We start from the raw sequence: 25393 nt of genomic DNA, 5'->3' as shown, positions 1-25393 counted from the left end.
TTAACGACGCAGACCCAGCTTGGCGATCAGAGCAGCATAACGCTGAACGTCCTTACGCTTCAGGTAGTCCAGCAGCTTACGACGCTGGGAAACCATGCGCAGCAGACCGCGACGACCGTGGTGGTCTTTGGAGTGCTGTTTGAAGTGACCTTGCAGATGGTTGATCTGGGCAGTCAGCAGGGCAACCTGAACTTCAGGAGAGCCAGTGTCGTTGGCGCAACGAGCGTTGTCAGCAACGATGGAAGCTTTGATCTCAGCATTTAGAGACATAATGTTACTCCGATAGAGTGTTTAAAGAATCACAGCCAATCTCTAATTCAGCCGTGAAATGAGGGCGGTATCATAATCGCAGCGACCGGCTAACGCAATGGTTAACTCGGCCCCCACCTTATCCGCCATTAATCTTCGTCGTGATAGCGCACCAGACGCTTGGGAGCGACTCGCCCTTCGTCGTCGATCTCGCCTACCCCGATAAACTCGCGCTCCGGGCCGACCGTCATGCGGACCTGACCACTTTGCGGGCTACCCGCCACCTGCACCGCCTGACCCTGGTTCACGTAGGCGGCGACGGTCGTCAGCATGTTCACCTCGGGCAGGGCTGCGACCGCGGTATCCATCGGCAGCAGCAAGGGATCGAGCTGCTCGCGGGGTGGCACGCTCTCGGCCTTGGTCTGCTCGAAGATGCACTCGAGCTGCTCCAGGGTCAGCATCCGATCATAGGGATACTGCGCCACTTGCGTGCGACGCAACGCGGTGACGTGCGCGCCACAGCCCAGCACCTCACCCAGATCATCGACCAGGGTACGAATGTAGGTGCCCTTGCTGCAATGCACCTCAAGCTTCACTTCATCGCCCTCAAAGCTGAGCAGCTTGAGTTCGAAGATGGTGATGGGGCGCGCTTCCCGCTCGATGACGATGCCTTCACGGGCATATTCATAGAGCGGGCGGCCATTGTGCTTGAGGGCCGAGAACATGGATGGCACCTGCATGATGGGGCCGCGGAATTGATCCAGCGACTCTATCAGGGTTCCCATGGCCACGTTCACGGCACGGGTGGTGACCACTTCGCCGTCGGAGTCGCTGGTATTGGTGCGCTCGCCAAGCTTGGCGGTCACTTCATAACGCTTGTCCGCTTCCAGCAGATACTGGGAGAACTTGGTGGCCTCGCCGAGGCAAATCGGCAACATGCCAGTCGCCAGGGGATCCAGGGCACCGGTATGGCCAGCCTTGGCGGCGTTGTAGATGCGCTTGACCTTCTGCAACACATCGTTGGACGTCAGCCCGGTCGGCTTGTCCAGCAGCAGGATGCCGTGTACGTCACGGCCCTTGAAACGACGTTTACGAGACATCTCAGGCTTTATCCTCTGTGCTGTCATCGGCGGCGGGCGTTTCGTCTTCACGGCCGGCTTCGGCCATGCGACGCTTGTCGTCACGCACGGTATTGGACACCAGGTTGGAGATGCGCATCCCTTCGACCAGAGTCTGGTCGTAGTAGAAACGCAGCTCGGGTACCACGCGCAGACGCATGGCACTGCCGAGCAGGCTGCGGATGTAACCGGCCGCCTCGGTCAGGCCCTTGAGCCCTTCCTTGATACGCTCGCCGTCATTCTCCAGCTGCAAGAAGGTGACATACACCTTGGCGTAGTTAAGGTCCTTGGACACTTCCACGTCCGAGACGGTTACCATGCCGATACGTGGGTCTTTCACCTCACGCTGCAGAATGAGCGCGATTTCGCGCTGGATCTGCTGGCCGACCCTGTTGGTCCGGCTGAATTCTCTGCCCATATTTCTATCCTGCGATAAAAGGGGGCCGCAGCCCCCTATTTTGTCGTGCTCTCGGCTTACAGAGTCCGTTGAATTTCAACAGTCTCGTAAACTTCGATCTGGTCGCCTTCGCGTACGTCATTGTAGTTCTTGACCGCGATACCACACTCGTAACCGTTGCGGACTTCGTTGACGTCATCCTTGAAGCGGCGCAGGGATTCCAGCTCGCCTTCATAGATGACCACGTTCTCACGCAGTACACGGATACGGTTGGAGCGCTTGACCACACCTTCGGTGACCATACAGCCGGCAACGGCGCCGAACTTCGGTGACTTGAAGACGCTACGCACCTGAGCCAGACCGATGATCTCCTGACGATATTCAGGAGCCAGCATGCCGCTCATGGCCTGCTTCACTTCGTCGATCAGGTCATAGATGACGGAGTAGTAACGCAGATCCAGGTTCTCGGCTTCGATAACCTTGCGAGCGGAAGCGTCGGCACGGACGTTGAAGCCGACCAGGATACCGCTGGAAGCGGCAGCCAGGGTGGCATCGGTCTCGGTGATGCCACCGACGCCGGAGCCAACAATCTTGACCTTGACCTCTTCGGTGGACAGTTTGACCAGCGCATCACAGATGGCTTGCACTGAACCCTGTACGTCGGCCTTGATCACCACGTTCACTTCGGACACTTCGCCCTCGGTCATGTTGGCGAACATATTCTCCAGCTTGGCCTTCTGCTGGCGAGCCAGCTTGACTTCGCGGAACTTGCCCTGACGATAGAGCGCCACTTCACGGGCTTTCTTCTCGTCACGTACAACGGTGGCTTCGTCACCGGCAGAGGGGACCCCGGACAGACCCAGGATTTCGACTGGCAGGGAAGGACCCGCTTCCTTGATCTCACGACCCAGTTCGTCACGCATGGCACGAACACGGCCGTATTCCAGACCACAGAGCACGATATCGCCCTGGCGCAGAGTACCTTCTTGTACCAGTACGGTCGCAACAGGACCGCGACCCTTGTCCAGGAAGGACTCGATCACGACGCCGTTGGCCATGCCATCGACCACCGCTTTCAGCTCCAGTACTTCGGACTGAACCAGGATGGCTTCCAGCAGATCGTCGATGCCTTCGCCAGACTTGGCGGAGACGTGCACGAACTGGCTGTCACCACCCCAATCTTCGGACATGACGTTGTAGCGGGACAGCTCGGTCTTGACGCGATCCGGATCCGCTTCTGGTTTGTCGATCTTGTTGACCGCAACCACGATGGGGACACCGGCCGCCTTGGCGTGCTGGATGGCTTCGATGGTCTGCGGCATGACGCCGTCATCGGCCGCCACGACCAGGACAACGATATCGGTCGCCTGAGCACCACGAGCACGCATGGAGGTAAAGGCCGCGTGACCCGGGGTATCCAGGAAGGTGATCATGCCACTGTCGGTTTCGACGTGGTAGGCACCGATGTGCTGGGTAATGCCACCGGCTTCCCCTGCGGCAACCTTGGCTTTACGGATGTAATCCAGCAACGAGGTCTTGCCATGGTCAACGTGACCCATGATGGTGACCACGGGAGCGCGCGGCTTGGCTTCGGAGGTCTCGTCACGATCGGACAGTACCGCCTCTTCCAGTTCGTTCTCACGGCGCAGCACAACCTTGTGGCCCATCTCCTCGGCAACCAGCTGAGCGGTTTCCTGGTCGATGACCTGGTTGATGGTGGCCATGGCGCCCATCTTCATCATTGCCTTGATGACTTCGACACCCTTGACGGCCATCTTGTTGGCCAGCTCGGCCACTGTGATGGTCTCGCCGATGACGACGTCACGGTTGACCACGGCAGCCGGCTTGTTGAAGCCGTGCTTCATGGCGTTGGGCATGGCCATCTTGCCGCGCTTGCCCTTGCGAGCACGCGGGTCACGGGAGTTGCGATCATCTTCGCGGCGACCCGGTTTCTTGGGCGCACTCTTGGCTGCGGCGGCGGTACGACGGCTGGTCTCTTCTTTGCGATCCAGTTCGTCTTCGGCTGCTTGCGCATGCTTGTTGGTGGTCAGGTGGTAGTCGCTGCTCTCTTTGGCGCGAGCGGCTTCTTCCTCGGCCCAGCGGGGGCCGTTCTGTTCCGCCATGATGCGAGCCTCTTCGGCTTTCTTCGCGGCGAGTTCTTCAGCCTTGGTCAAGGCTGCTTGTTCCTGTTGGCGCTTCAGTTCTTCTGCTTCGCGCTTGGCCATCTTTTCTGCCTCTTGCTGAGCTGTGCTACCGGCTGCTTTAGCGGGCTGTTGAGCCTGCTTGGCCTTTGATTGTGCCTCGGTGCGCGCCTTTTCCTCAGCTTCACGACGAGTTTGCTCAGCCGCCAGGCGAGCCTTCTCTTCAGCCTCACGGCGAGCCTTTTCTTCGGCTTCGTGACGGACTTTTTCTTCTGCTTCCAAACGCGCTGTTTCCTCGGCTTCCGTCTGGCGCTGCTCATCTTCGAGCGCCGAACGTCTTACATAGGTGCGAGACTTACGCACTTCTACCTGCACTTCTTTATTCTTGCCGCCAGTACCTTGAACATTCAGGGTGCTCTTGGTCTTGCGCTGCAAGGTCATGCGGGCAGGTGCGAGCGTCTCATCACCGCCATGCTGTTTCTTCAGATGGGCCAACAGAGTCTGCTTCTCAGACTCGCTGACCAGATCGTCGGCCTTGCTCTTGCTGATACCGGCGTCGACAAACTGCTGGAGAAGACGATCAACCGGTGTGTCGATGTCAGTGGCAAGTTGTTTGACTGATACTTCTGCCATTCATTATCCTCCGTTTGATCTTAACTAGACTGCTCTTCTCCGAACCAGCAGATGTTGCGAGCAGCCATAATCAGCTCCCCCGCCTTCTCCGCGGTCAGTTCTTCAATATCAGCAAGGTCATCGATGCCTTGCTCTGCCAGATCTTCCAGATTGCCAATACCACGGGCGGCCAATGCATAAGCCATTTCGCGGTCAAGGCCTTTGAGACCGAGCAGTTCTTCGGAAGGCTCAACACCTTCGAACGATTCTTCTTTGGCCAGGGCCTGAGTGGTCAGAGCATCCTTGGCACGGGTACGCAGCTCTTCGACCATGTCTTCATCCAGACCGTCGATAGCCAGCAACTCGTTGACCGGTACGAAGGCAATCTCTTCCAGCGTCGAGAAGCCCTCTTCCATCAGCAGACCGGCGAAATCATCGTCGATGTCCAGGGTGCTGGTGAACAGGGTCAGGATGCGGTCGTTCTCGGCCTGGTGCTTGGCACGCATGTCCTCGACGGTCATGACGTTCAGCTCCCAACCGGTCAGCTGGGACGCCAGACGCACGTTCTGACCGTTACGGCCGATGGCCTGGGCCAGGTTGGCAGCTTCCACGGCGATATCCATGGTGTGGTTGTCTTCATCAACGATGATGGAGGCCACATCCGCCGGTGCCATGGCATTGATCACGTATTGAGCCGGGTTGTCATCGTACAAGACGATGTCAGCGCGCTCGCCGCTCAGCTCGGCGGAAACCGCCTGCACACGAGCGCCACGCATGCCGATACAGGCACCGATAGGATCGATACGACGATCGTTGGTCTTGACCGCGATCTTGGCGCGGGAACCCGGGTCACGGGCGGCGCCCATGATTTCGATCATCTCTTCACCGATTTCCGGTACTTCGATGCGGAACAACTCTTTGATGAACTCGGGGCTGGAACGGCTGACGAACAGCTGGGAGCCACGCGCCTCAGGACGTACCGCATAGAGCAGACCACGAATACGGTCGCCGGGACGGAAGGTCTCGCGCGGCAGCATGTCGTCACGGAAGATCACGGCCTCGGCATTGCTGCCCAGATCCAGGATCACGTTGTCACGGTTGCTCTTCTTGACCACACCACTGATGATGGTGCCTTCTTTGTCCTTGAACTGATCCACGACCTGGGAACGCTCGGCTTCGCGCACTTTCTGCACGATAACCTGCTTGGCGGTCTGGGTGGTGATACGGTCGAAGGTGACAGAGTCAATCTGGTCTTCAACATAGTCACCGATCTGGATCTCGGGGTCATCGATCTGAGCCGCTTCCAGGGTGATCTCGCCGTAGGCGTTCTCCATGGAAGCCTGATCGGCGACCACAATCCAGCGACGATAGGTATCATAGTCACCGGTCTTGCGGTCGATCTCGACGCGAACTTCGATCTCGCCTTCATATTTCTTCTTGGTCGCCGTCGCCAGCGCAGTTTCCAGCGCCTCGAAGATCTTCTCGCGGGGCACGGCTTTCTCGTGTGACACGGCGTCAACGACCAGCAAAATTTCTTTATTCATATCCGATAGCCTCGTTAACCAAAGTTCGGCACTATGTTCGCTTTTTGGATATTGGTGAAAGCGAACAGCTCGTCCTTACCATCCACCGTCAGGGTGATGGTATCCCCCTGCACGGCTTTGATTACGCCTTTGAACTTGCGGCGGTTATTTGTTGCCATTCGAAGCTGCACCGCCGCCTCCTGGCCAACGTATTTTTCGAACTGGGCAACCTTGAACAGCGGGCGATCCAGACCGGGAGAGGAGACTTCCAGGTAGTACTCCTCAGTGATGGGATCTTCAACGTCCATGATGGCACCGGTCTGACGGCTCACCTCGGCGCAGTTTTCAACGGTCACACCCTGCTCGCTATCGATATAGACACGCAGGGTTGAGTGTTTACCCGCACGGATAAACTCCACACCCCAAAGTTCAAAACCCAAGGCTTTGATAGGCGCCTCGAGCAGATCGGTCAAACGCTGTTCCAACGTAGCCAAAGTTACCCTCCGAAAAAAACAAAAAAAGGGCATATAGCCCAGATGAAGTACAAAGTCAGAGTAAATTGCACATAACAAAAAGCCCCGATGTCAAATCGGGGCTTGGCGCTGTACCCTGATTGTCGCCTCGCAGCGACCGCTTTCCTGAGCGAAGGAATGCGTGAAATTTGGTTGCGGGGGCCGGATTTGAACCGACGACCTTCGGGTTATGAGCCCGACGAGCTACCATGCTGCTCCACCCCGCGTCCGAAATCGTGCGAGATTATAGCCTTATCAATCTTTTCGTACAAGAAAGAAGGGCCATAATATACTTGGTTACCCAAGCTCACTACTAAATTGGTGCCGTGGGCGGGACTCGAACCCGCACACCCTAGAGCACTACCCCCTCAAGATAGCGTGTCTACCAATTCCACCACCACGGCAAAACTCACTCAGTTGGGAACGTCGGAATCTTTCTTAACCGGCGTTTCAGTCTGCTCAACCTGTTGGGTTTGTTGCAGATTTTCCCACTCGCTACCCTGTTTCGCTTTATGACCGGACATAGATCCAAGCACCAAGCTGATAACAAAAAACAGAGTTGCCAAAATTGCTGTTGTACGGGTCAGGAAATTACCTGAGCCGCTGGAGCCGAATACGGTATTCGATGCCCCTGCGCCGAAGGAGGCGCCCATGTCAGCCCCTTTACCTTGCTGTATCATCACCAGACCAATCAGAGTCAGTGATACCAGCAGATAAACGACTAAAAGAATTTCGTACATTTAACTTGCACCCTTTGCCGCTTCAACAATTCCTAAGAACGCCTGGTCATCGAGGCTTGCTCCACCAATCAGACCGCCGTCAACGTCGGGCTGGGCAAACAAATCTCTCGCATTGGCCGGTGTCAGGCTCCCACCATAGATGATTCTAACTTTATCACCTATTACCGGAGTATCCTCCGCCAAGCGACCACGAATGAAGGAATGAACCTCTTGTGCCTGCTCGGGTGTGGCGCATTTACCTGTGCCTACAGCCCAAATCGGCTCGTAGGCGATGATAGCATTATCGAAAGCCATCGCGCCATTCTTCTCTAGGACTATGTCCAGCTCCTCGACTATCACCTCGAAGGTACGCCTCGCCTGCCTTGCCGCCCCTGACTCACCCAAACAAAGGATGGGGATCAAGCCTGCCGCTCTGACGGCCGCGAACTTCTCCGCGACAATGAAACTGGTTTCTCCAAAGAGACGCCTACGCTCGGAGTGCCCTACAACAACGTATCGACACCCTGCCTCAATCAACATCTCACACGAGACTTCCCCCGTATAAGCGCCTGATTTGTGCTGACTCACACTCTGAGCCCCCAACTTCATCAAATGCTGCTCTGCGAGCAGATTCGACGTGAAGTCAAGATGCACATGGGATGGACACAACACAGTTTCAACGTCATCACTCAACCCCTTGAGGCAAGCGGCGGTGAATCTTTCTAACTGCGACCTGCTACCGTGTAACTTCCAGTTGGCTGCTACAAACGGCTTCCGATTTCCCATCGGCAAACTCCCTTGCGAAAGCGAGGCAGATAATATCCAGAGGACATTGAACTGACAAGCGCTATTTATGATTTTTCAAATCGTTTGAACAAGATACAACCAGGGCGGTGTAAAAACCGCCCTTATCGCTCATTAAAACGCCGATTTGACCTGTTGGGCAATGCGTTCGGCCATCTCACGGACCTGCTCTTCTTGCTCACCTTCCACCATGACACGGATCAAAGGCTCTGTACCTGACTTGCGCAGCAATACCCGCCCACGACCAGCCAGCTCTTGCTCCACCCGCTTCACCTCGTCGAGCACGGCGGACGAAGTCAGGGGATCCTGCCCTTCGGCAAAGCGCACGTTGACCAGTATCTGGGGGAACTTGCTCATGCCAGAACGCAGTTTGGCAAGGGGCATCTCGGCGGTACACATGGCGGTGAGCACCTGCAGGGCGGCAACGATGCCATCTCCTGTGGTGGTTTGATCCAGGCAGATGATGTGGCCCGAGTTCTCGCCGCCGATGCGCCAACCTTTCTCGTTGAGCATCTCCAGTACATAGCGATCACCCACCTTGGCACGGGCAAACGGGATCCCCAGGGTCTGCAGCGCCAGCTCCAGGCCCATATTGGCCATCAGAGTACCGACCACACCGCCCTTGAGGCGGCCGTTACGCAGGGCGTCGCGCGCAATGATATAGAGGATCTCATCCCCATCTATGATGTAACCCGCATGATCGACCATGACCAGACGGTCACCATCACCATCAAAGGCGATACCCAGATCAGCCTTGGTTTCCAGCACCTTGGCGACCAGGGCCTCGGGCGCGGTGGAGCCAACCCCTTCATTGATGTTGAGGCCATCCGGGCTGCAACCGATGGCAATGACCTCGGCACCCAGTTCGCGAAATACGGAAGGCGCTATGTGATAAGTGGCACCATGACCACAATCTACCACCATCTTGAGCCCTTCCAGGCTGAGATGGGAGGGGAAGGTACTCTTGCAAAACTCGATGTAGCGACCGGCGGCATCCTCGATACGCACCGCCTTGCCAAGCTCTGCCGACTCGACGCACTTGAGCTCGTTGTCGAGTTCGGCCTCGATGGCCAATTCGACCTCATCTGGCAACTTGGTACCGTCGGCGGAGAAGAACTTGATGCCGTTATCGTAGAAGGGGTTGTGGGATGCACTGATGACGATACCTGCTTCGGCGCGGAATGTGCGGGTCAGATAAGCCACCGCCGGTGTGGGCATGGGGCCCATCAATATCGCTTTGAGGCCAGCGGCCGAGAGGCCAGCTTCCAGGGCCGACTCCAGCATGTAACCAGAGATACGGGTATCCTTGCCGATCAGCACCTTCTTGGTGCCCTTCTTGGAGAGCACCTTACCGGCGGCCCAACCCAGCTTCATCACGAAGTCCGGAGTGATAGGGTATTCACCCACCTTGCCGCGCACCCCATCGGTGCCAAAGTATTTTCTAGCCATGGTTTGTTCTCGTTATTTTATTTGGAGATAAAATCATTTCCCGTCATTGCCAACCAGCCGATGCGTAGCGCATCCATGGTAGCGCGCACGTCGTGCACCCGTATGATGCGAGCCCCCTGTTGCATCCCTATCAGGGCGCAAGCCAGACTGCCGGCGAGGCGCTCGTCGACATGGCGACCCAGCAAGCTCCCTATCATAGACTTTCGCGACATCCCCACCAAGAGCGGCAGCCCATAATCGAGCAAGTCAGCTTGCCTGGCGAGCAGTTGGTAATTGTGCGCGAGAGTCTTGCCAAAGCCGTAGCCGGGGTCGAGCAACAACTGCTCGCGGGGGATGCCAGCGGCGAGACAGGCGGCAATACGCTCATCGAAGAAAGCCCTCACCTCCCCCAGCAGATCATCGTAATGAGGCTCGGCCTGCATGGTTCTTGGCTGTCCCTGCATATGCATCAGGCAAACGGGCACGTCAGCCTGCGCCGCAGCGGCCAGGGCTCCGGGCTCCAGCAGGGCACGCACATCATTGATGAGGTGACCGCCAGCGGCGCACCCCTCGCCCATCACTATGGCCTTGGAGGTATCGAGGGAGATCATCACCTCCAGCTCGCTGGCGATCCGCTCTACCACAGGCACCACCCGATCCAGCTCTTCTTGCTCGCTCACATCGGGAGCACCGGGGCGAGTCGACTCTCCCCCTATGTCGATCAGGGTAGCGCCATCGCTCACCATCTGACGGGCGTGAGCCAGCGCCTGCTCTATCTGATTGAAGCGGCCACCATCGGAGAAAGAGTCCGGAGTCACGTTGAGGATCCCCATGACATGGGGACGGTCGAGGGAGAGGCTGATCCCCTTGCTGGATAACTGCATGATCGAGTCCATTTTCATCAATGAAAAAACCCCGGGCGAGCCCGGGGTTTGAGAGAGATAAATCTTATTTGGCCGGAACGTCGTTGGCTTTGTCGATATCGACATTCGCCTCTTTCGGCTCTTCGGCTTTCACCTCTTCAGGCTCGGCCTTGGTCGCACTGCCACCGTTTGGTGTGTCGCCACTGTGATCGTCATGCCAGTTGCTGGGGGCACGCACCTCGCGACGGGCCATCAGATCGTCGATCTGTTTGGCGTCGATGGTTTCGTACTTCATCAGCGCATCCTTCATGGTGTGCAATACATCCATGTTGTCCATCAGGATCTGCTTGGCACGATCATAGTTGCGATCGATGACCAGTTTGATCTCGGCATCAATGACCCGGGCAGTATCATCGGACATATGCTTGGCCTTGGCCATGCTACGACCGAGGAATACCTCGCCGTCTTCTTCTGCATAGAGCATGGGACCGAGACGCTCGGACATGCCCCACTGGGTCACCATCTTGCGTGCGATGTCGGTGGCGCGCTCGATGTCGTTGGACGCACCGGTCGATACCTTCTCGGCACCGTAGATCAGCTCTTCCGCCAAACGACCGCCGTACAGGCTGGAGATCATGGACTCCAGATGCTGCTTGGAGTGGCTCCAGCGATCTTGCTCCGGCAAGTACATGGTCACACCCAGGGCACGGCCACGGGGGATGATCGAGACCTTATAGACAGGGTCATGATCCGGCACCATGCGACCGATGATGGCATGACCAGCCTCATGATAGGCCGTCATCTCCTTCTCGGACTCCTGCATCACCATGGAGCGGCGTTCGGCGCCCATCATGATCTTGTCCTTGGCCCGTTCGAACTCGGACATGGAGACCACACGGCGGCTCTCACGCGCCGAGAACAGGGCGGCTTCGTTGACCAGGTTGGCCAAGTCGGCACCGGAGAAACCCGGGGTGCCCCGTGCAATGACGGCCGCATTGACGTCATCGGCCAACGGCACTTTACGCATGTGCACTTTCAGGATCTGTTCACGGCCACGCACATCCGGCAGACCAACCACGACCTGGCGGTCGAAACGGCCCGGGCGCAGCAAGGCAGGATCCAGCACGTCAGGACGGTTGGTGGCGGCGATGACGATGATGCCTTCATTGCCCTCGAAACCATCCATCTCAACCAGCATCTGGTTCAGGGTCTGCTCACGCTCGTCGTGACCACCACCCAGACCGGCGCCACGCTGACGACCGACCGCATCAATTTCATCGATGAAGATGATGCAGGGCGATGACTTCTTGGCTTGCTCGAACATGTCACGTACCCGGGAGGCACCCACACCAACGAACATCTCCACGAAGTCGGAACCCGAAATGGTGAAGAAAGGCACCTTGGCCTCCCCCGCAATGGCCTTGGCCAGCAGGGTCTTACCGGTACCGGGCGGGCCGACCAGCAACACACCCGTCGGGATCTTGCCACCCAGCTTCTGGAACTTGGAAGGATCGCGCAGATAGTCAACCAGCTCCTTCACCTCTTCCTTCGCTTCGTCACAGCCTGCGACGTCACCGAAGGTGGTCTTGATCTGCTCTTCACTCATCAGGCGAGCCTTGCTCTTGCCAAACGACATGGCACCCTTGCCACCGCCGCCTTGCATCTGACGCATGAAGAAGACCCAGACACCGATCAGCAACAGCATCGGGAACCAGGAGATGAAGATGGACGTCAGCAACGACGGCTCTTCCGGCTTCTCACCCATGACCTTCACGTTGTGATTGAGCATGTCGTTGAGCAACTGGGGATCCGGCGCCGGAATGATCGTCTGGAAACGTTCACCGGTGCGCTTGACGCCATTGATGACCTTACCGTCCATCCGCACTTCACGGATCTGCTCTTGGGCCACTTCTTTTACAAAGCTGGAATAGTCCAGCTGGCGACTGGTGGTATCACTGGGGCTGAAGCTGTTGAATACCGACATCAGCACGACGGCGATGACCAGCCACAGGATTAAGTTTTTCGCCATGTCACTCAAATCAGTAACCTCGCAGACTGACAGTTAACGCTAAAAGGTAGGGTACTACAGTTTAAAACCGGTAGCCACAATGTACACTTCGCGCGAGCGGGCTCTTGATGAGTCCGGCTTGCGTATCTTGACTGCTGTAAAAAGTTGTCGTATTTCATTGAGATAGATATCGAATCCCTCTCCCTGGAACACCTTGGCCACGAAACTGCCATTCGCGCGCAGCACCTGGTTGCACATGTCCAGCGCCAGCTCGACCAGATACATGGCTCGCGCCTGATCCACCTGCTGAGTGCCGCTCATGTTGGGTGCCATGTCAGACATGACCACGTCCACCTTGTCCGGCCCCACCCGCGCCAGCAGCGCAGCCAGGACAGTTTCCTCCCGAAAGTCCCCTTGCAGGAAATCGACACCGGCGATGGAATCCATCGGCAAAATGTCACATGCGATGACACGTCCATTGTCACCCACCTGATCGATGGCAAACTGGGACCAGCCACCGGGAGCGGCGCCAAGATCCACCACCGTCATGCCAGGCTTGAGCAACTTGTCCTTGTCCTGGATCTCGTCAATCTTGAACACGGCACGAGATCTCAACCCAAGTTTCTGGGCTTTTTTGACGTATTGGTCGTCGAAATGCTCTTTCAACCAGCGCGTTGAACTGGGGGAACGTTTTTTCTGGGTCATGGTGATCGGCTTTAAAAAACCACAAGGGTTATTAGTATTAAGGGCTAAGTGGGGGTAGAATACGCCCCTTTCAACCCTGACTTATGAAGAATTTTGCCATGATGCTCAACAATAAACAGAAACAGTACCTCAAGGGCTTGGCCCACAGCCTGAAACCCGTCGTACTGCTTGGCCAGCACGGCCTGACCGAAGGCGTTCTCGCCGAGATCGATCTCGCACTGGCCCATCACGAGCTGATCAAGGTGAAAGTTGCCGCCGAAGATCGTGAGATGAAGGCGCTGGTGATGGAAGCCATCGTTCGCGAAACTGGCGCCATCAAGGTGCAGAGCATGGGTCATGTGCTGACCATCTATCGCAAGGCCAACGAACCCAAAATCCAACTGCCCCGCAAGTAAGAGAGAGCACTGCTCTCTCCCTCATTCCCCCTCTTCCTAAGTCGCTTGCCAAAGTAGTCGCCGGGGCCTTAACCTGCGATGAATACTTGGAAACGACGCCATGGATCACCAGCAGATACTCACTGACGAAGAACTGACCATGTTGCGGGAGCTGGGGAAAGACCAGGAGTCAGCCGCCGGGCAATCCCTGAGCGGCTATCTGGATACCCCGCTGCTTGGCCTGCTGCAACGAGCCGACATGCTGGCCCTGGAGGCCCGCTTCGCCGGTCATCAGCTCCATTTCCCTCTCTATTTCACCCAAGGCGATGACGGCTTTCTCGAGCCACGCATCGCGGCCCCCGTCATTCAGGAACTCAGCCACGAGCATCCCCGCGCCTGGCGCCTGGATACGGAAGGCTGGCTGCAGCACAACGGGGAGGATTATCGGATCACCAGCCTCTCCCTCAATGGTCTCATCGTCCAGCGGCTGCCCAGTCATCTAAAGCGAGGAGATGCCATCGGTGCCATCCTGAGGCTGGATGAGTTGGCACCTCTGATGCTCAGTGGCGTCCTGATCCGGGAGGTGCGCGAACAGCAAACCAGCATAGGCTGGGCCATCAACTTCCAGATGAACGAGACGGATCAGGAGCTGCTGCGTGGCTGGATGTTCCAGCACCACCAGAGCACCTTCACCCAGGCTTATGCGCCGCCCGCGGAGTGAGGCAGACGCACAAATGACAAGAGGGGAGCCAGGCTCCCCTCTTCGCTGTCACGCTGCCTGTTACAGGTAGTCGACGCTCAATACTTCATATTCCACATCGCCCGCCGGGGTTTTGACGATGGCGACATCATCCACTTCCTTGCCGATCAGGGCACGGGCTATGGGGGAGTTCACCGAGATGAGGTTCTTTTTAATATCAGCCTCATCGTCACCGACGATGCGATAGGTCACCTCTTCTTCTGTCTCCGACTTGAGCAGATTGACGGTGGCACCGAAGATGACGCGACCATTGTTGGCGATCTTGGTGACATCGATGATCTGGACATTGGAAAGTTTGGCTTCAATTTCCTGAATGCGGCCTTCACAGAAGCCTTGCTGCTCACGGGCGGCATGGTATTCGGCGTTCTCTTTCAAATCACCATGCTCACGGGCATCAGCAATCGCTTCGATAATCTGCGGACGCAGCTCGGTCTTAAGATAATCGAGCTCTTTGCGCAGCTGCTCGGCGCCGCGCACAGTCATCGGAGTAGGATTCATAGTCAAAACCTGAGTTGCTTGAAAATGAGACAGCGGCTATCAAGGGAGAGCCGCTGCCATCGGTTTGGATGAGGCATCTTAATATGAAGTCAGGGGAAAATCCATGGTCCCCCCCAGCCCCACCTTTATCCTCTCTCCGGCTTATTTAACCTCGTTTGGCAGTGCAATCGGCGTTGAAGTGCTCGGCTTGCCTTGCATGATGGCAATCTCGACCCGGCGATTGGTACTGCGGTTCTCGGTCGAGTTATTCGGTACCAGCGGCTGAGAGTCAGCCATGCCTTGCACCACGAGTCGGCTTTGATCGAAACCTGGCACCTTGATCATCTGATGCGCAACCGCCACCGCCCGCTGGGAAGAGAGCTCCCAGTTGGAGTTAAATAGCTCATTCTCGGTCGCGACGTCATCGGTATGACCGGAGACGGTAATCTCCCCCGGCACATCCTTGAGCAGACTGGCGACCCTGCGGATCACCGGCCAGAACTGGGGCTGCAGGAAGGCAGAGCCCGCCGGGAAGGAGGCCTTCTCACGGATGCGAATGATGATCTGCTGGCCGAGGGACTCTATTTCGATGGCGCCATCCTGGATCTGATCCTGAAGCTGCTCCGCCAGCTTCTTGGCCAGCTCATTGGATTGGGCCTGTTGCTGCTCTTGCGCCTGCTCGCTGGTCTTGCCTCCGGTCAGGTTACCCGCATCCTTCTGCTGGCCACCGGACTGATCGGACTCCCCCGGCTGGAACTCCAGCTCGGTCTGGGTCATGTCGATGGTCTGCTGCATGATGGTGTCTATCGGGGTCGGCTCGGGTCGTCCCGGCCTGAACTCCTGGGCGATCACAGAGGTTCCCTTGGGGATATCCTTGACCTCCAATAAATTCTGTACCCCGAAGGCATACTTCATGGAGCCCGCGATCTGCTTGAACTTGAGCACATCCATCTCGGCAAAAGAGAGCAGCAGCACGAAAAAGCACATCAGCAGCGACATCAAGTCGGCGAAGGTACCCATATAGGCTGGCAGGCCGGGAGGAGGACAGTTGCATTTAGACATGGCGACTCCTACTCGGTGCCTGCGTTGCGTTTGGACTGATGCAGGTAGTTTTGCAGCATGGACTGGATCACCCTGGGGTTCTGGCCATCCTGGATCCCCATGATGGCGTCCAGGATCAACGCCCGTGAGAGGCGCTCCTCACCGCTGCGCAGCTCCAGCTTGTCGGCAATGGGAATGGCAAACATGTTGGCCTGGATGGCGCCATAGAGGGTGGTCAGTAAGGCAACGGCCATGGCGGGGCCGATGGATTTGGGATCGCTCATGTTCGACAACATGGCAACCAGCCCCACCAGCGTGCCTATCATCCCCATGGCGGGTCCGAGATCGCCCAGGGCCCGAAACACCTTGATGGCGATGACGTGCCTGTCCGAGGTGAGCTCCATGTCTTTCTCCATCACGGCACGCACCACCTCAGCATCATGACCGTCGACCAGCATGTCGATGCCCTTCTTCATGAAGCTATTGGGGATTTCCGCCGCCTCCAATGCCAGGAAGCCCCCCTTGCGCGCCGCATCTGCCAGTTCGACCGCCTTCTGGATCAGATCGTCGATCTTCTCGCTTTTGTGAATGAACGCCTTGCCCGCAATCTTGAAGGCACCGAAGAACTGGCCAACGTTGAACTTCATCATGGCAATGAAGATGGAGCCCAGCACTGTGATACAGACAGAAGGCACATCAACGAACATGCTGAGGGATCCCCCCAGCACCATGCCGTAGATCACCACCGAGAAACCGAGCACTATGCCGATAAGACTACCTAGATCCACGCCGCAACTCCTGTCAGCCGATTCTTGAATTCACTATATTTCATTGAATTTTCTGCTATTGCATCCCGAGCAGCAAGCTCGAAAGTGCGCACTTGACCCCAGTCGCCTTATATATCGGCAGCGGTGGCCAGAGTTTGAGGCAATGACGCTTTCACCCTCCCCCCCAGGGGTCGAGGATGTTAAGATGAGCCGTTTTTTCAATCCTCGAGGATGAACATGGCCGTTAAGAAAATCGACCGACTGAGTTTTGATGCCACCTTGGAAGAGCTGGAAACCATTGTTCATCAACTCGAGCAGGGCGCGCTCCCCCTTGAAGAGGCACTCAAACAGTTCGAGCAGGGTATCCATCTGGTGCGAGCCGGTCAGCAGAAGCTGGAGCAGGCCGAGCAGAAAATCCACATCCTGCTGAGCCAGGCCGATGGCAGCGAGCAGGCTGTTCCCTTCCAACCCGAACAAGGAGCCTGAACCGTGTCGCTGGATAGTTTCTCTCGCCTCCATCGCCAGCGTATCGATGATCGGCTGTCACAACAGCTCGATGCCCTGCCCCCCATGGCGCCGCGTCTGCGCGACGCCATGAAATACGGTCTGCTATTGGGTGGGAAACGGGTGCGCCCCTTCCTGGTCTATGCCGTCGGCGAGATGTTGGCCGTTGAGACTGATCTGCTCGATGGTCCGGCGGCGGCGGTAGAGTGCATTCACGCCTATTCCCTGCTGCACGACGATCTGCCCGCCATGGATGACGACGATCTGCGTCGTGGTCAACCTACTGTGCACAAGGCGTTCGACGAAGGTACCGCCATCCTGGCGGGAGACGCCCTGCAAACCCTGGCATTCTCTATCCTGGCAGACCACCCCATGCCTGGCGCATTGATGGCAAACCGGGTCCAAATGCTCAGTACCCTGGCCCGCGCCTCAGGCTATCTGGGGATGTGCGGTGGCCAGGCACTCGACCTGCAAGCCGAAGGTCGGCAGATAAGCCTGACCGAACTCGAGCAGGTACATCGCCACAAGACCGGGGCGCTCATCGAATGCGCCGTCACCCTGGGAGCCCTGTGCAAGGCTGATATCGATGCACAGACCCTGAGTGCGCTGCAAGCGTACGCCGCCGCCATCGGTCTCGCCTTCCAGGTGCAAGACGACATACTGGACATCACCGGGGATACCGCCACCCTGGGCAAGCCTCAGGGTTCGGATCTGGCACTGGCCAAGAGCACCTACCCGGCGCTGCTCGGCCTGGAGCAGGCCCGTGAGCTGGCTCGCGAACTGCACGGCAAAGCCTTAACAGCCCTGCGCCCTTTGCCCTACAATACCGATATTCTGGAAGCGTTTGCCGATTACATCATCGAGCGAACCCACTGAACGCTGGATAACAGTAACAATATGAGCGTTGATATAAGCAAGTTCCCCAACCTGGCCCTCGCTGACACCCCGGTTGAGTTAAGATCCCTGCCCAAGGAGCGCCTGCCCGTCCTGTGCAACGAGTTACGTGAGTACTTGCTGCGCTCGGTGAGCCGTTCCAGCGGGCACTTCGCCTCTGGTCTTGGCACGGTCGAGCTGACGGTCGCCCTGCATTACGTCTACAACACCCCCTTCGATCGGCTGGTGTGGGACGTGGGCCATCAAGCCTATCCCCACAAGATTTTGACCGGGCGGCGCGAACGCATTCATAGCATTCGCAAGAAGGATGGTCTGCACCCCTTCCCCTGGCGCGGCGAGAGCGAATATGACGTGCTCTCGGTCGGCCACTCCAGCACCTCCATCGGCGCTGCGCTCGGCATGGCCGTCGCCGCCGAAAGCGAAGGATTGGGCCGCAAGGTAGTGGCGGTGATCGGCGATGGCGCCATCACTGCCGGCATGGCCTTCGAGGCACTCAATCATGCAGGAGACGTCCACAAGGACATGTTGGTGGTGCTCAATGACAACGAGATGTCTATCTCGGAAAACGTCGGCGCGCTGAATAATCACCTCGCCCGCATCATGTCAGGCAAGCTCTATACCACCATTCGCGAAGGGGGCAAGAAGGTGTTGTCCGGCCTGCCTCCCGTCAAAGAACTGGCCAGGCGCGCAGAGGAGCACCTCAAGGGCATGGTGGTGCCAGGCACCCTGTTTGAAGAGTTCGGTTTCAATTATATAGGTCCCATCGACGGCCACGATATCGATGCCCTGGTCGAGACCCTGCGCAACATGCGCAACCTCAAGGGTCCCCAGCTGCTGCACATCAAAACCAAGAAGGGCAAGGGCTACGAGCCTGCCGAGAAGGATCCTATCGGTTATCACGCCGTGCCCAAGTTCAACCCGGACGAATGGGCACTGCCCAAGTCGACCCCGGGTAAACCGAGCTTCTCGGCCATCTTCGGCCAGTGGCTGTGCGACATGGCCGCCGCAGATGAACGTCTGGTCGGCATTACCCCCGCCATGCGCGAAGGTTCAGGGCTGGTCAAATTCAGCCAGCAGTACCCCAACCGCTACTTCGATGTGGCCATCGCCGAACAGCATGCAGTGACCTTCGCCGCCGGGCTCGCCATCTCGGGCCAGAAACCCGTGGTCGCCATCTACTCCAGCTTCCTGCAACGGGCCTATGACCAACTGATCCACGACGTGGCCCTGCAAGAGCTGCCGGTGCTGTTCGCCATCGACCGCGCCGGTCTGGTCGGTGCCGACGGCCCCACTCATCAGGGCGCGTTTGACATCAGCTTCCTGCGCACCGTGCCGAACATGGTCGTCATGACCCCGTCCGATGAGAACGAGTGCCGCCAGATGCTCTACACCGGCTATCAATGCAACCAGCCTGCGGCGGTGCGTTACCCGCGCGGCAGTGGCTGTGGTATCGAGGTTCAGACCGAGATGCAGGCATTGACACTGGGCAAAGGTCGCATCCTTCGCGACGGCAAAGGGCTCGCCATCTTGGCGTTTGGCACCCTGCTCCATCAGGCCAAGGCCGCCGCCGAGGCGCTGGACGCCACCTTGGTGGACATGCGCTTCGTCAAACCCATGGATGAGGCCCTGGTGCTCTCCCTGGCTGCCAGCCACCATGAGTTCGTCACCATAGAGGACAACGCCATCATGGGCGGTGCCGGCTCTGCGGTGAACGAGCTGCTGATGCGGACCAGGCAGTGCAAACCGGTACTCAATCTTGGCCTGCCCGATCGCTTTATCGAACAGGGCACCCAGGAGGAGATCTACGCCATGCTGGGTCTCGACAGTGCAGGCATCCTGGCCAGCATCCAGGCCTGGCAGCAGGCCTGATGAGATGACCTGCGAGCAATAGAGAAGGGCGCCTGATGGCGCCCTTCTTGTTTTACCGCTAACCCGAGTTAACCCTTGTAGATTTTCGGGTTAAACACATCCCGCAGCCAGTCACCCAGCAGGTTGATGACCAGCACCAGTACCACCAGGCAGATGCCTGGGAAGGCGGTGATCCACCAGGAGCCGGAGAAGATGTAGTTGAAACCGACACTGATGAGCGACCCCAGCGAGGGCTGATCCACCGGCATGCCGAGCCCCAGGAAGGAGAGCGCAGCCTCACTCATGATGGCATTCGCAACCTGTACGGTAGAGATGACCAGGATGGGCGACAGGCAGTTTGGCAGTATGTGACGGAACATGATGCGCGGGGCACGGAATCCCATCACCTGCGCAGATTCCACATACTCTTTCTTCTTCTCCGCCAGCACGGAGGCGCGTACCGTCCGGGCATATTGCGGCCACTCGGCGATGCCGATGATCACCACCAACATGATGATGGCGAACTCGGCATAGAGTTCGGAGCCAAAACTTGCCTGGAAGATGGCAGAGATGATGATGGCCACCATCATGGTGGAGAATGACAACTGCACATCGGCAAAGCGCATCAGCAGGCTGTCGATGCGGCCACCGTAATAGCCGGCGATGAGGCCGATGACGATGCCCAGCACCAGTTGCAGACCCACCGCGAACAGACCTATGGTCAGCGAGATACGGGCGCCATACAAAATGGTGCTCCAGATATCCCGTCCCTGGTTATCGGTGCCCAGCCAAAAACGTATGTCTCCCCCTTCCAGCCAGGAGGGCGGCAGCTCGGCATCCATCAGGTCAAAGCTGGTCAGATCGTAGACATTGTGCGGCGCCAGCCAGGGTGCCAGCAAGGCGGCCAACACGAATGCCACGAAGATGGCAAAACTGAACATGGCTACTTTATCGCGCAGGAAATAGTAGACGATGTCGGAATTTTTAAAACGCGCCCAGCGGCTTGGGCTTGCAGTCACAGCGTTAGTCATGCTTACCCCTTGGCCGTTGGGTTAAGAGCCGGGTTGAGCAACCCGTCAGAGATGATGTCGACGTTTTTGTAGTGAACCAAACGGCAGCTTGGGCTCACAGTCACGGCATTGGTCATGTGCTTACCCCTTGGCAGTCAGGTTAACGGTCGGGTTGATGAACCCGTAGAGCAGGTCGACCAGGGTATTGGTCACCACGAAGATAAGACCCACAAAGATGACGTAGGCAGTGATCAGCGGGGTATCGACCCGGTGGATGGCTTCCAGGAACAGGAAACCCGTCCCCGGCCACTGGAACACGCTCTCGGTCAAGATGGTGTAGGCCACCATGGTACCGATCTGCACGCCGCCGACGGTGATCACCGGCAGCATGGTGTTCTTCAGGGCATGCTGGTAGTAGACCTTGTTGTTATCCAACCCCTTGGCACGGGCAAACTTCACGTACTCGGAAGAGAGCTGCTCCAGCATTTCGGAGCGCACCAGCCGGATAAACAGCGGCAGCATGATGGAAGAGAGCGACACCGCGGGCAGGATCAGGTGCAAGATGCCGTCCCAGGTGAAGAAACCGGATTCCCAACCCAGCAGGTTATAGGTCTCGCCACGGCCATAGGCGGGCAACCAGCCAAGTTGGATAGAGAAGAGGTACATCAGCATGATAGCGGTCAAGAACACAGGAATTGAGATGCCTATGCTGCTCACTGCCATGATGATTTTGGTCATTATGCTGCGCGGGCGGATAGCGGAATAAACGCCGAGCGGAATAGAGACCACGACTATGATGAGGGCCGCCCCGAACACCAGTTCGAGTGTCGCAACCAGCTTGTCGAGTATGACTTCGAGGGCCGGACGTTTGAAGAAATAGGACGTGCCCAGATCTCCTTGCAGCGCATTTTTCAAGAAGCGACTGTACTTCACCAGGAAGGGATCGTTGAGCCCCATCTGATCGCGCAACACCTGACGCTGAGCCTCGGAGACTGATTGTCCCACCAACTCACGCAGGGGATCCCCCAGATTGTCCTGGATGGAGAAGGCGACCAGGCTGATGACGAACATCACTATCACGGCCTGATAGAACCGTTTCAGCAGGAATGTAAACATGCTTGTCCTTGACTCTGGCCGATGTCTTGGCACCGGCTTCTGTTAATGGCGGGGGCCACTGTTGCCAGTGATGCCCCCGCCGGTCCTTCTTATGACGCTATTACTTGCCTACGACCAGGTCGCCAAAGTACGGGAAGTTCATCACGTTGACGATGGGCTTGATGTCGGCATTTTTCTTGGCACCGTAGGCCAGGTTTTCCCAATGCAAGGGCACATAGGCGGCATCGTCGATCAGCATGGCTTCGACTTTCTGCAGCATGGCACTGCGCTTGGCTGGGTCAGTTTCGGTGTTGGCTTCCATCACCATCTTGTCAGCTTCTGGGTTGGCGTAGCCACCACAGTTGTACTGGCCCATGCCAGTCTCGGCGCTCTTGGTGAAGGTCAGGAACTCGAAGAAGTTGGCGGTATCTTCGGTGTCTGAGTGCCAGCCGATCAGCTGCATGTCAGCGGCACACTTGTCAAACTCTGGCCAGTACTGGGCCACCGGCATGGTCTTCAGGTCAACCTTGATGTTGATCTTGGAGAGCATGGCGGAGACGGCCTGGGCAATTTTGACATCGTTGACATAACGGGCGGCCGGGGAGATGAAGCTCATCTTGAAGCCCTGCTCGTAACCGGCTTCCTTCATCAACGCCTTGGCCTTGGTCAAGTCATACTGAGGCACCAGGGCTTCGTTGTGACCGGCGTAGCCTTTCGGGCTCAGCTGGCCAGCGGGAGTACCGAAGCCTTTGTTGATCTTCTCGACGATGCCCACCTGGTTGATGGCGTAGTTGATGGCCTGACGCACACGCTTGTCTTTCAGGGCCGGGTTGGTGGCCTGGTTCAGCTCGATGATGATGGCGCGGGTACCGGACAGGGTCACCAGCTGGGTGTCCTTGCCTTTCTGGACGCGTTCCAGATCGTTCGGGGCGACCGGGTAGATGACATCAACGTCACCGCCGAGCAGGGCAGCGACACGGGTCGCATCTTCCTTGATCGGTACCAGGGTCAGGTTCTGAACGTTACCCTTGGAGGCTTTGTCCCAGTAGTTGGCGTTGCGGGTGTATTCCAGCTTGACGCCCTGCTCGCGGAACTTGACGCTGAACGGGCCAGTACCGGAAACATGGGTAGAAGCATAGGAGCTGCCATTCTTGACGATCTCGGCCTTGTCTTTACCGTTCTCATCCTTGCCGGTATAGAACTTGGAGTCCATCGGGAAGATGTAGGTCACTGTCTGCAGTACCAAGGGGAATGGCTTGGCCGTGATCAGATCGACGGTGTAGTCATCCACTTTCTTCACTTCGGCGATAGGGTCGAAGATGGCCTTGAAATCGACAGAGGCTTTCAGACGGTTGACGGTCCACACCACATCATCGGCGGTGAAGTCGTTGCCGGAATGGAACTTGACGCCCTTGCGCAGGTGGAAACGGACCGTCTGGTCATCGATACGTTCAAATTTCTCGGCCAGACGCGGCTCGAACTGCAGATCCTGGGTGTAACGCATCAAGGGATCGAACACCAGGTGAGACATCTCCAGGGTCTGACCGGAGAGCTGCTCCTGGGGATCCAGCGAGGTCGGATCCGAGGCCACGGCAACCTTGATATCGGCGGCAGAGACATTGAAGGCCAAACCGGCCGCAAACAATGCCATTGCAATCTTGGATAATCCTTTCTTCATGTCTTTCTCCATGCTGTTAGCTTTTTATTGACACTCTTTTTCACAAAAAACCGGCAGGCCGGTGCTTTCCTAGCTTGCGATTTCCAGCCCCTCGCGGGACATTCCCTTAAATTCCGGCATGAGGGAGATCAGCTTGCGGCTGTACTCATGCTCGGCATTGGTAAAGAGTTTTTCCGTCTCGGCCACCTCGACCAGATGACCATGTTTCATCACCCCGATGCGATCGCACATCTGGCGGATAACCGGCAGATCATGGCTGATAAACAGCATGGTGAGGCCGAGCTCTTTTTGCAGATCCTTGAGCAAATTGAGTATCTGCGCCTGAACCGAGACATCCAGCGCCGAGGTAGGCTCGTCGCAGATCAGGAAACGGGGCCGGGTCGCCAGGGCGCGAGCGATAGAGATGCGCTGGCGCTGGCCGCCGGAGAACTCGTGGGGGTACTTGACCCCGGCGCCCCGACCAAGGCCGACATGATCGAGCAGATCGCTGACGATGCCGTCGATCTGATTCTCCTCGGCCAGCCGGTGAAAACGGATGGGCTCGGAGATGATGTCACGGACCTTCATGCGCGGATTCATCGAGGAGTAAGGGTTCTGGAACACCATCTGCATCTGGCGGCGCAGCGGACGACGCTCGCTCTCGTGTTTGATGGCGGTGAGATCTATCCCCTCGAACACTATCTTGCCGCTGTCAGGCGGATAGAGACCGGTGATGGCACGGGCTATGGTGGACTTGCCGGAGCCGGACTCCCCCACCAGACCGAAGGTCTCCCCTTCGAAGATCTCGAAGTTGATATTGTTGCAAGCCTGCACGTATTCACGGCGGCTCGGGAAGAAGGAGTCCTTGGTGACGAACTTCAGATCCACCTGCTCGACCCGCAACAGGGCGCCTTCATAGGCACGCTGATCCTGACTCTGGCCGAGCCAGTGGGTCTTGAGGTCGATGCTGGTATCGGGCGCACTGGCATCTTCGATGTACGAGACCAGCGGGAAGCGCACCAGCTTCACGTCGGAGCGGGGCACCGCCGAGATGAGGCTGCGGGTATAGGGGTGATTCGGGGCCCCCAGTACCTGCTCGGTAGTGCCGAATTCCACCAGGTCACCGCGATACATGACCGCCACCTTGTCGGTGACGTTGGAGACCACGCCCATGTCATGGGTGACCAGCATGCAGCCCACGTCCCGCTCCTTGCAGAGGGTACGGATGAGTTGCAGGATCTGATCCTGGATGGAGACATCCAGCGCCGTGGTCGGCTCATCGGCGATGATGAGCTCGGGATCGCAGGAGAGCGCGATGGCGATGACCACCCGCTGACGCATGCCACCGGAAAACTGATGGGGATACTGCTTGATGCGCAGCTCCGGGCTTGGGATCCCGACCGCCGTCATCAGCTCGAGGGCCTTGGCGACCGCCTGACTGTGGTTGAGCTCGGTATTGGCGAGTATGGTCTCAACCAGCTGATGCTCCACGGTAAACAGCGGATTCAGCGAGGTCATGGGATCCTGGAAGATGAAACCGATGCGGGAGCCACGAATGGCCCGCATCTCGTTCTGACTCTTGCCGGAGATGAGTTCGCCATTGAGATAGATATCCCCCCGGGCGATATGACCCGGTGGACTCAGCAAATCGATCACCGCATTGCCGATGGTGGATTTGCCAGCGCCGGACTCACCCACGACGCCAACGACCTCACCCTTCTCGACACAGAAAGAGAGATCCTTCACCGCGGCCAGTACCCCGTAGCGGGAGGGGTACTCAATCCGCAAGTTTTTAACTTCTAGCAAGGACATATTTACCTCTGCGGGGGACATCCGTCCCAAATAATTCTTCCGTAAATCAGCCGCAGATGCCGGTTTGTACCTTGG

At 57.6% G+C, this 25393-nt stretch carries 24 protein-coding genes and 2 tRNA genes; 5 read left to right on the top strand and 21 right to left on the bottom strand.

Annotation, left to right across the window (positions count from 1 at the left end; genetic code table 11):
• The 14 genes from rpsO to rlmE form a co-directional block, all read right to left on the bottom strand.
• The gene (gene rpsO, locus BN1130_RS08085; RefSeq protein ID WP_005905044.1) at positions 1-270 is read right to left on the bottom strand and encodes a 30S ribosomal protein S15; all 270 of its coding nucleotides are present in this window, start codon (positions 268-270) and stop codon (positions 1-3) included.
• A gap of 128 nt (positions 271-398) precedes the next feature.
• Positions 399-1349, bottom strand: a complete 951-nt coding sequence (gene truB, locus BN1130_RS08080) for a tRNA pseudouridine(55) synthase TruB (protein ID WP_042041329.1) — start codon at positions 1347-1349, stop codon at positions 399-401.
• Between the two features lies 1 nt (position 1350).
• Positions 1351-1785: a 30S ribosome-binding factor RbfA gene (gene rbfA, locus BN1130_RS08075; protein WP_042041328.1), complete on the bottom strand. Its 435-nt coding sequence runs from the start codon at positions 1783-1785 to the stop codon at positions 1351-1353.
• Positions 1786-1841: 56 nt separating this feature from the next.
• Positions 1842-4538 carry a translation initiation factor IF-2 gene (gene infB, locus BN1130_RS08070; protein ID WP_042041326.1) on the bottom strand — a complete coding sequence of 899 codons (2697 nt, stop codon included), beginning with the start codon at positions 4536-4538 and terminating at the stop codon, positions 1842-1844.
• Positions 4539-4558: 20 nt separating this feature from the next.
• Entirely contained in the window at positions 4559-6061 is a 1503-nt protein-coding gene (gene nusA / locus BN1130_RS08065; RefSeq protein ID WP_042041324.1) for a transcription termination factor NusA, read from the bottom strand.
• Between the two features lie 14 nt (positions 6062-6075).
• Complete coding sequence (rimP, locus tag BN1130_RS08060) at positions 6076-6534, bottom strand: ribosome maturation factor RimP (RefSeq protein WP_042041323.1); 459 nt, start codon at positions 6532-6534, stop codon at positions 6076-6078.
• Between the two features lie 168 nt (positions 6535-6702).
• Positions 6703-6779 (bottom strand) — tRNA-Met (locus BN1130_RS08055).
• Positions 6780-6871: 92 nt separating this feature from the next.
• A tRNA-Leu gene (locus BN1130_RS08050) sits at positions 6872-6956 on the bottom strand.
• 9 nt (positions 6957-6965) lie between these two features.
• Positions 6966-7292: a preprotein translocase subunit SecG gene (secG, locus tag BN1130_RS08045; RefSeq protein ID WP_005903953.1), complete on the bottom strand. Its 327-nt coding sequence runs from the start codon at positions 7290-7292 to the stop codon at positions 6966-6968.
• Positions 7293-8057: a triose-phosphate isomerase gene (gene tpiA, locus BN1130_RS08040; protein ID WP_042041321.1), complete on the bottom strand. Its 765-nt coding sequence runs from the start codon at positions 8055-8057 to the stop codon at positions 7293-7295.
• Positions 8058-8189: 132 nt separating this feature from the next.
• Positions 8190-9524, bottom strand: coding sequence for a phosphoglucosamine mutase (gene glmM / locus BN1130_RS08035; protein ID WP_042041320.1), 1335 nt, complete (start codon positions 9522-9524; stop codon positions 8190-8192).
• Positions 9525-9541: 17 nt separating this feature from the next.
• Entirely contained in the window at positions 9542-10387 is an 846-nt protein-coding gene (folP, locus tag BN1130_RS08030) for a dihydropteroate synthase (protein WP_042041533.1), read from the bottom strand.
• 64 nt (positions 10388-10451) lie between these two features.
• The gene (ftsH, locus tag BN1130_RS08025; RefSeq protein ID WP_042041318.1) at positions 10452-12404 is read right to left on the bottom strand and encodes an ATP-dependent zinc metalloprotease FtsH; all 1953 of its coding nucleotides are present in this window, start codon (positions 12402-12404) and stop codon (positions 10452-10454) included.
• A gap of 45 nt (positions 12405-12449) precedes the next feature.
• Positions 12450-13079 carry a 23S rRNA (uridine(2552)-2'-O)-methyltransferase RlmE gene (gene rlmE, locus BN1130_RS08020; protein WP_042041317.1) on the bottom strand — a complete coding sequence of 210 codons (630 nt, stop codon included), beginning with the start codon at positions 13077-13079 and terminating at the stop codon, positions 12450-12452.
• A gap of 98 nt (positions 13080-13177) precedes the next feature.
• Here rlmE and yhbY point away from each other — a divergent pair, with 98 nt between their 5' ends.
• Both yhbY and BN1130_RS08010 read left to right on the top strand, forming a co-directional pair.
• Positions 13178-13474 (top strand): ribosome assembly RNA-binding protein YhbY, encoded by a 297-nt coding sequence (yhbY, locus tag BN1130_RS08015; protein WP_005903964.1) that lies wholly within the window; start codon positions 13178-13180, stop codon positions 13472-13474.
• Between the two features lie 100 nt (positions 13475-13574).
• Positions 13575-14174, top strand: a complete 600-nt coding sequence (locus tag BN1130_RS08010) for a hypothetical protein (protein WP_042041316.1) — start codon at positions 13575-13577, stop codon at positions 14172-14174.
• Between the two features lie 60 nt (positions 14175-14234).
• Here the strand turns inward: BN1130_RS08010 and greA are convergent, their stop codons facing one another.
• The 3 genes from greA to pomA form a co-directional block, all read right to left on the bottom strand.
• The gene (gene greA, locus BN1130_RS08005; RefSeq protein WP_005903968.1) at positions 14235-14711 is read right to left on the bottom strand and encodes a transcription elongation factor GreA; all 477 of its coding nucleotides are present in this window, start codon (positions 14709-14711) and stop codon (positions 14235-14237) included.
• A gap of 141 nt (positions 14712-14852) precedes the next feature.
• Complete coding sequence (locus tag BN1130_RS08000) at positions 14853-15752, bottom strand: flagellar motor protein MotB (protein WP_042041315.1); 900 nt, start codon at positions 15750-15752, stop codon at positions 14853-14855.
• Between the two features lie 8 nt (positions 15753-15760).
• Positions 15761-16519: a flagellar motor protein PomA gene (gene pomA, locus BN1130_RS07995; protein WP_042041313.1), complete on the bottom strand. Its 759-nt coding sequence runs from the start codon at positions 16517-16519 to the stop codon at positions 15761-15763.
• A 216-nt stretch (positions 16520-16735) separates the two neighbouring features.
• Between pomA and xseB the strand changes: the two genes are divergently transcribed.
• Genes xseB through dxs form a run of 3 tightly spaced genes read left to right on the top strand, consistent with a single transcriptional unit; the run spans position 16736 to position 19765 of the window.
• Complete coding sequence (xseB, locus tag BN1130_RS07990; protein WP_042041532.1) at positions 16736-16984, top strand: exodeoxyribonuclease VII small subunit; 249 nt, start codon at positions 16736-16738, stop codon at positions 16982-16984.
• Positions 16985-16987: 3 nt separating this feature from the next.
• Positions 16988-17878, top strand: coding sequence for a (2E,6E)-farnesyl diphosphate synthase (gene ispA / locus BN1130_RS07985; RefSeq protein ID WP_042041312.1), 891 nt, complete (start codon positions 16988-16990; stop codon positions 17876-17878).
• Positions 17879-17899: 21 nt separating this feature from the next.
• The gene (gene dxs / locus BN1130_RS07980; RefSeq protein ID WP_042041311.1) at positions 17900-19765 is read left to right on the top strand and encodes a 1-deoxy-D-xylulose-5-phosphate synthase; all 1866 of its coding nucleotides are present in this window, start codon (positions 17900-17902) and stop codon (positions 19763-19765) included.
• A gap of 68 nt (positions 19766-19833) precedes the next feature.
• Here dxs and BN1130_RS07975 read toward each other — a convergent pair whose 3' ends face one another.
• The 4 genes from BN1130_RS07975 to BN1130_RS07960 form a co-directional block, all read right to left on the bottom strand.
• The gene (locus tag BN1130_RS07975) at positions 19834-20775 is read right to left on the bottom strand and encodes an ABC transporter permease (RefSeq protein ID WP_042041310.1); all 942 of its coding nucleotides are present in this window, start codon (positions 20773-20775) and stop codon (positions 19834-19836) included.
• 120 nt (positions 20776-20895) lie between these two features.
• The gene (locus tag BN1130_RS07970; RefSeq protein ID WP_042041309.1) at positions 20896-21870 is read right to left on the bottom strand and encodes an ABC transporter permease; all 975 of its coding nucleotides are present in this window, start codon (positions 21868-21870) and stop codon (positions 20896-20898) included.
• Between the two features lie 100 nt (positions 21871-21970).
• Positions 21971-23527 (bottom strand): ABC transporter substrate-binding protein, encoded by a 1557-nt coding sequence (locus tag BN1130_RS07965; RefSeq protein WP_042041308.1) that lies wholly within the window; start codon positions 23525-23527, stop codon positions 21971-21973.
• A 69-nt stretch (positions 23528-23596) separates the two neighbouring features.
• Entirely contained in the window at positions 23597-25318 is a 1722-nt protein-coding gene (locus tag BN1130_RS07960) for a dipeptide ABC transporter ATP-binding protein (RefSeq protein ID WP_042041307.1), read from the bottom strand.
• Positions 25319-25393: the final 75 nt, after the last annotated feature.

The organism is Aeromonas rivuli (genome assembly GCF_000820045.1).
Classification (GTDB): Bacteria; Pseudomonadota; Gammaproteobacteria; order Enterobacterales; family Aeromonadaceae; genus Aeromonas; species Aeromonas rivuli.
The sequence above is the reverse complement of the archived record's forward strand: the minus strand, read 5'-3'. Positions and strand labels throughout refer to the sequence as shown.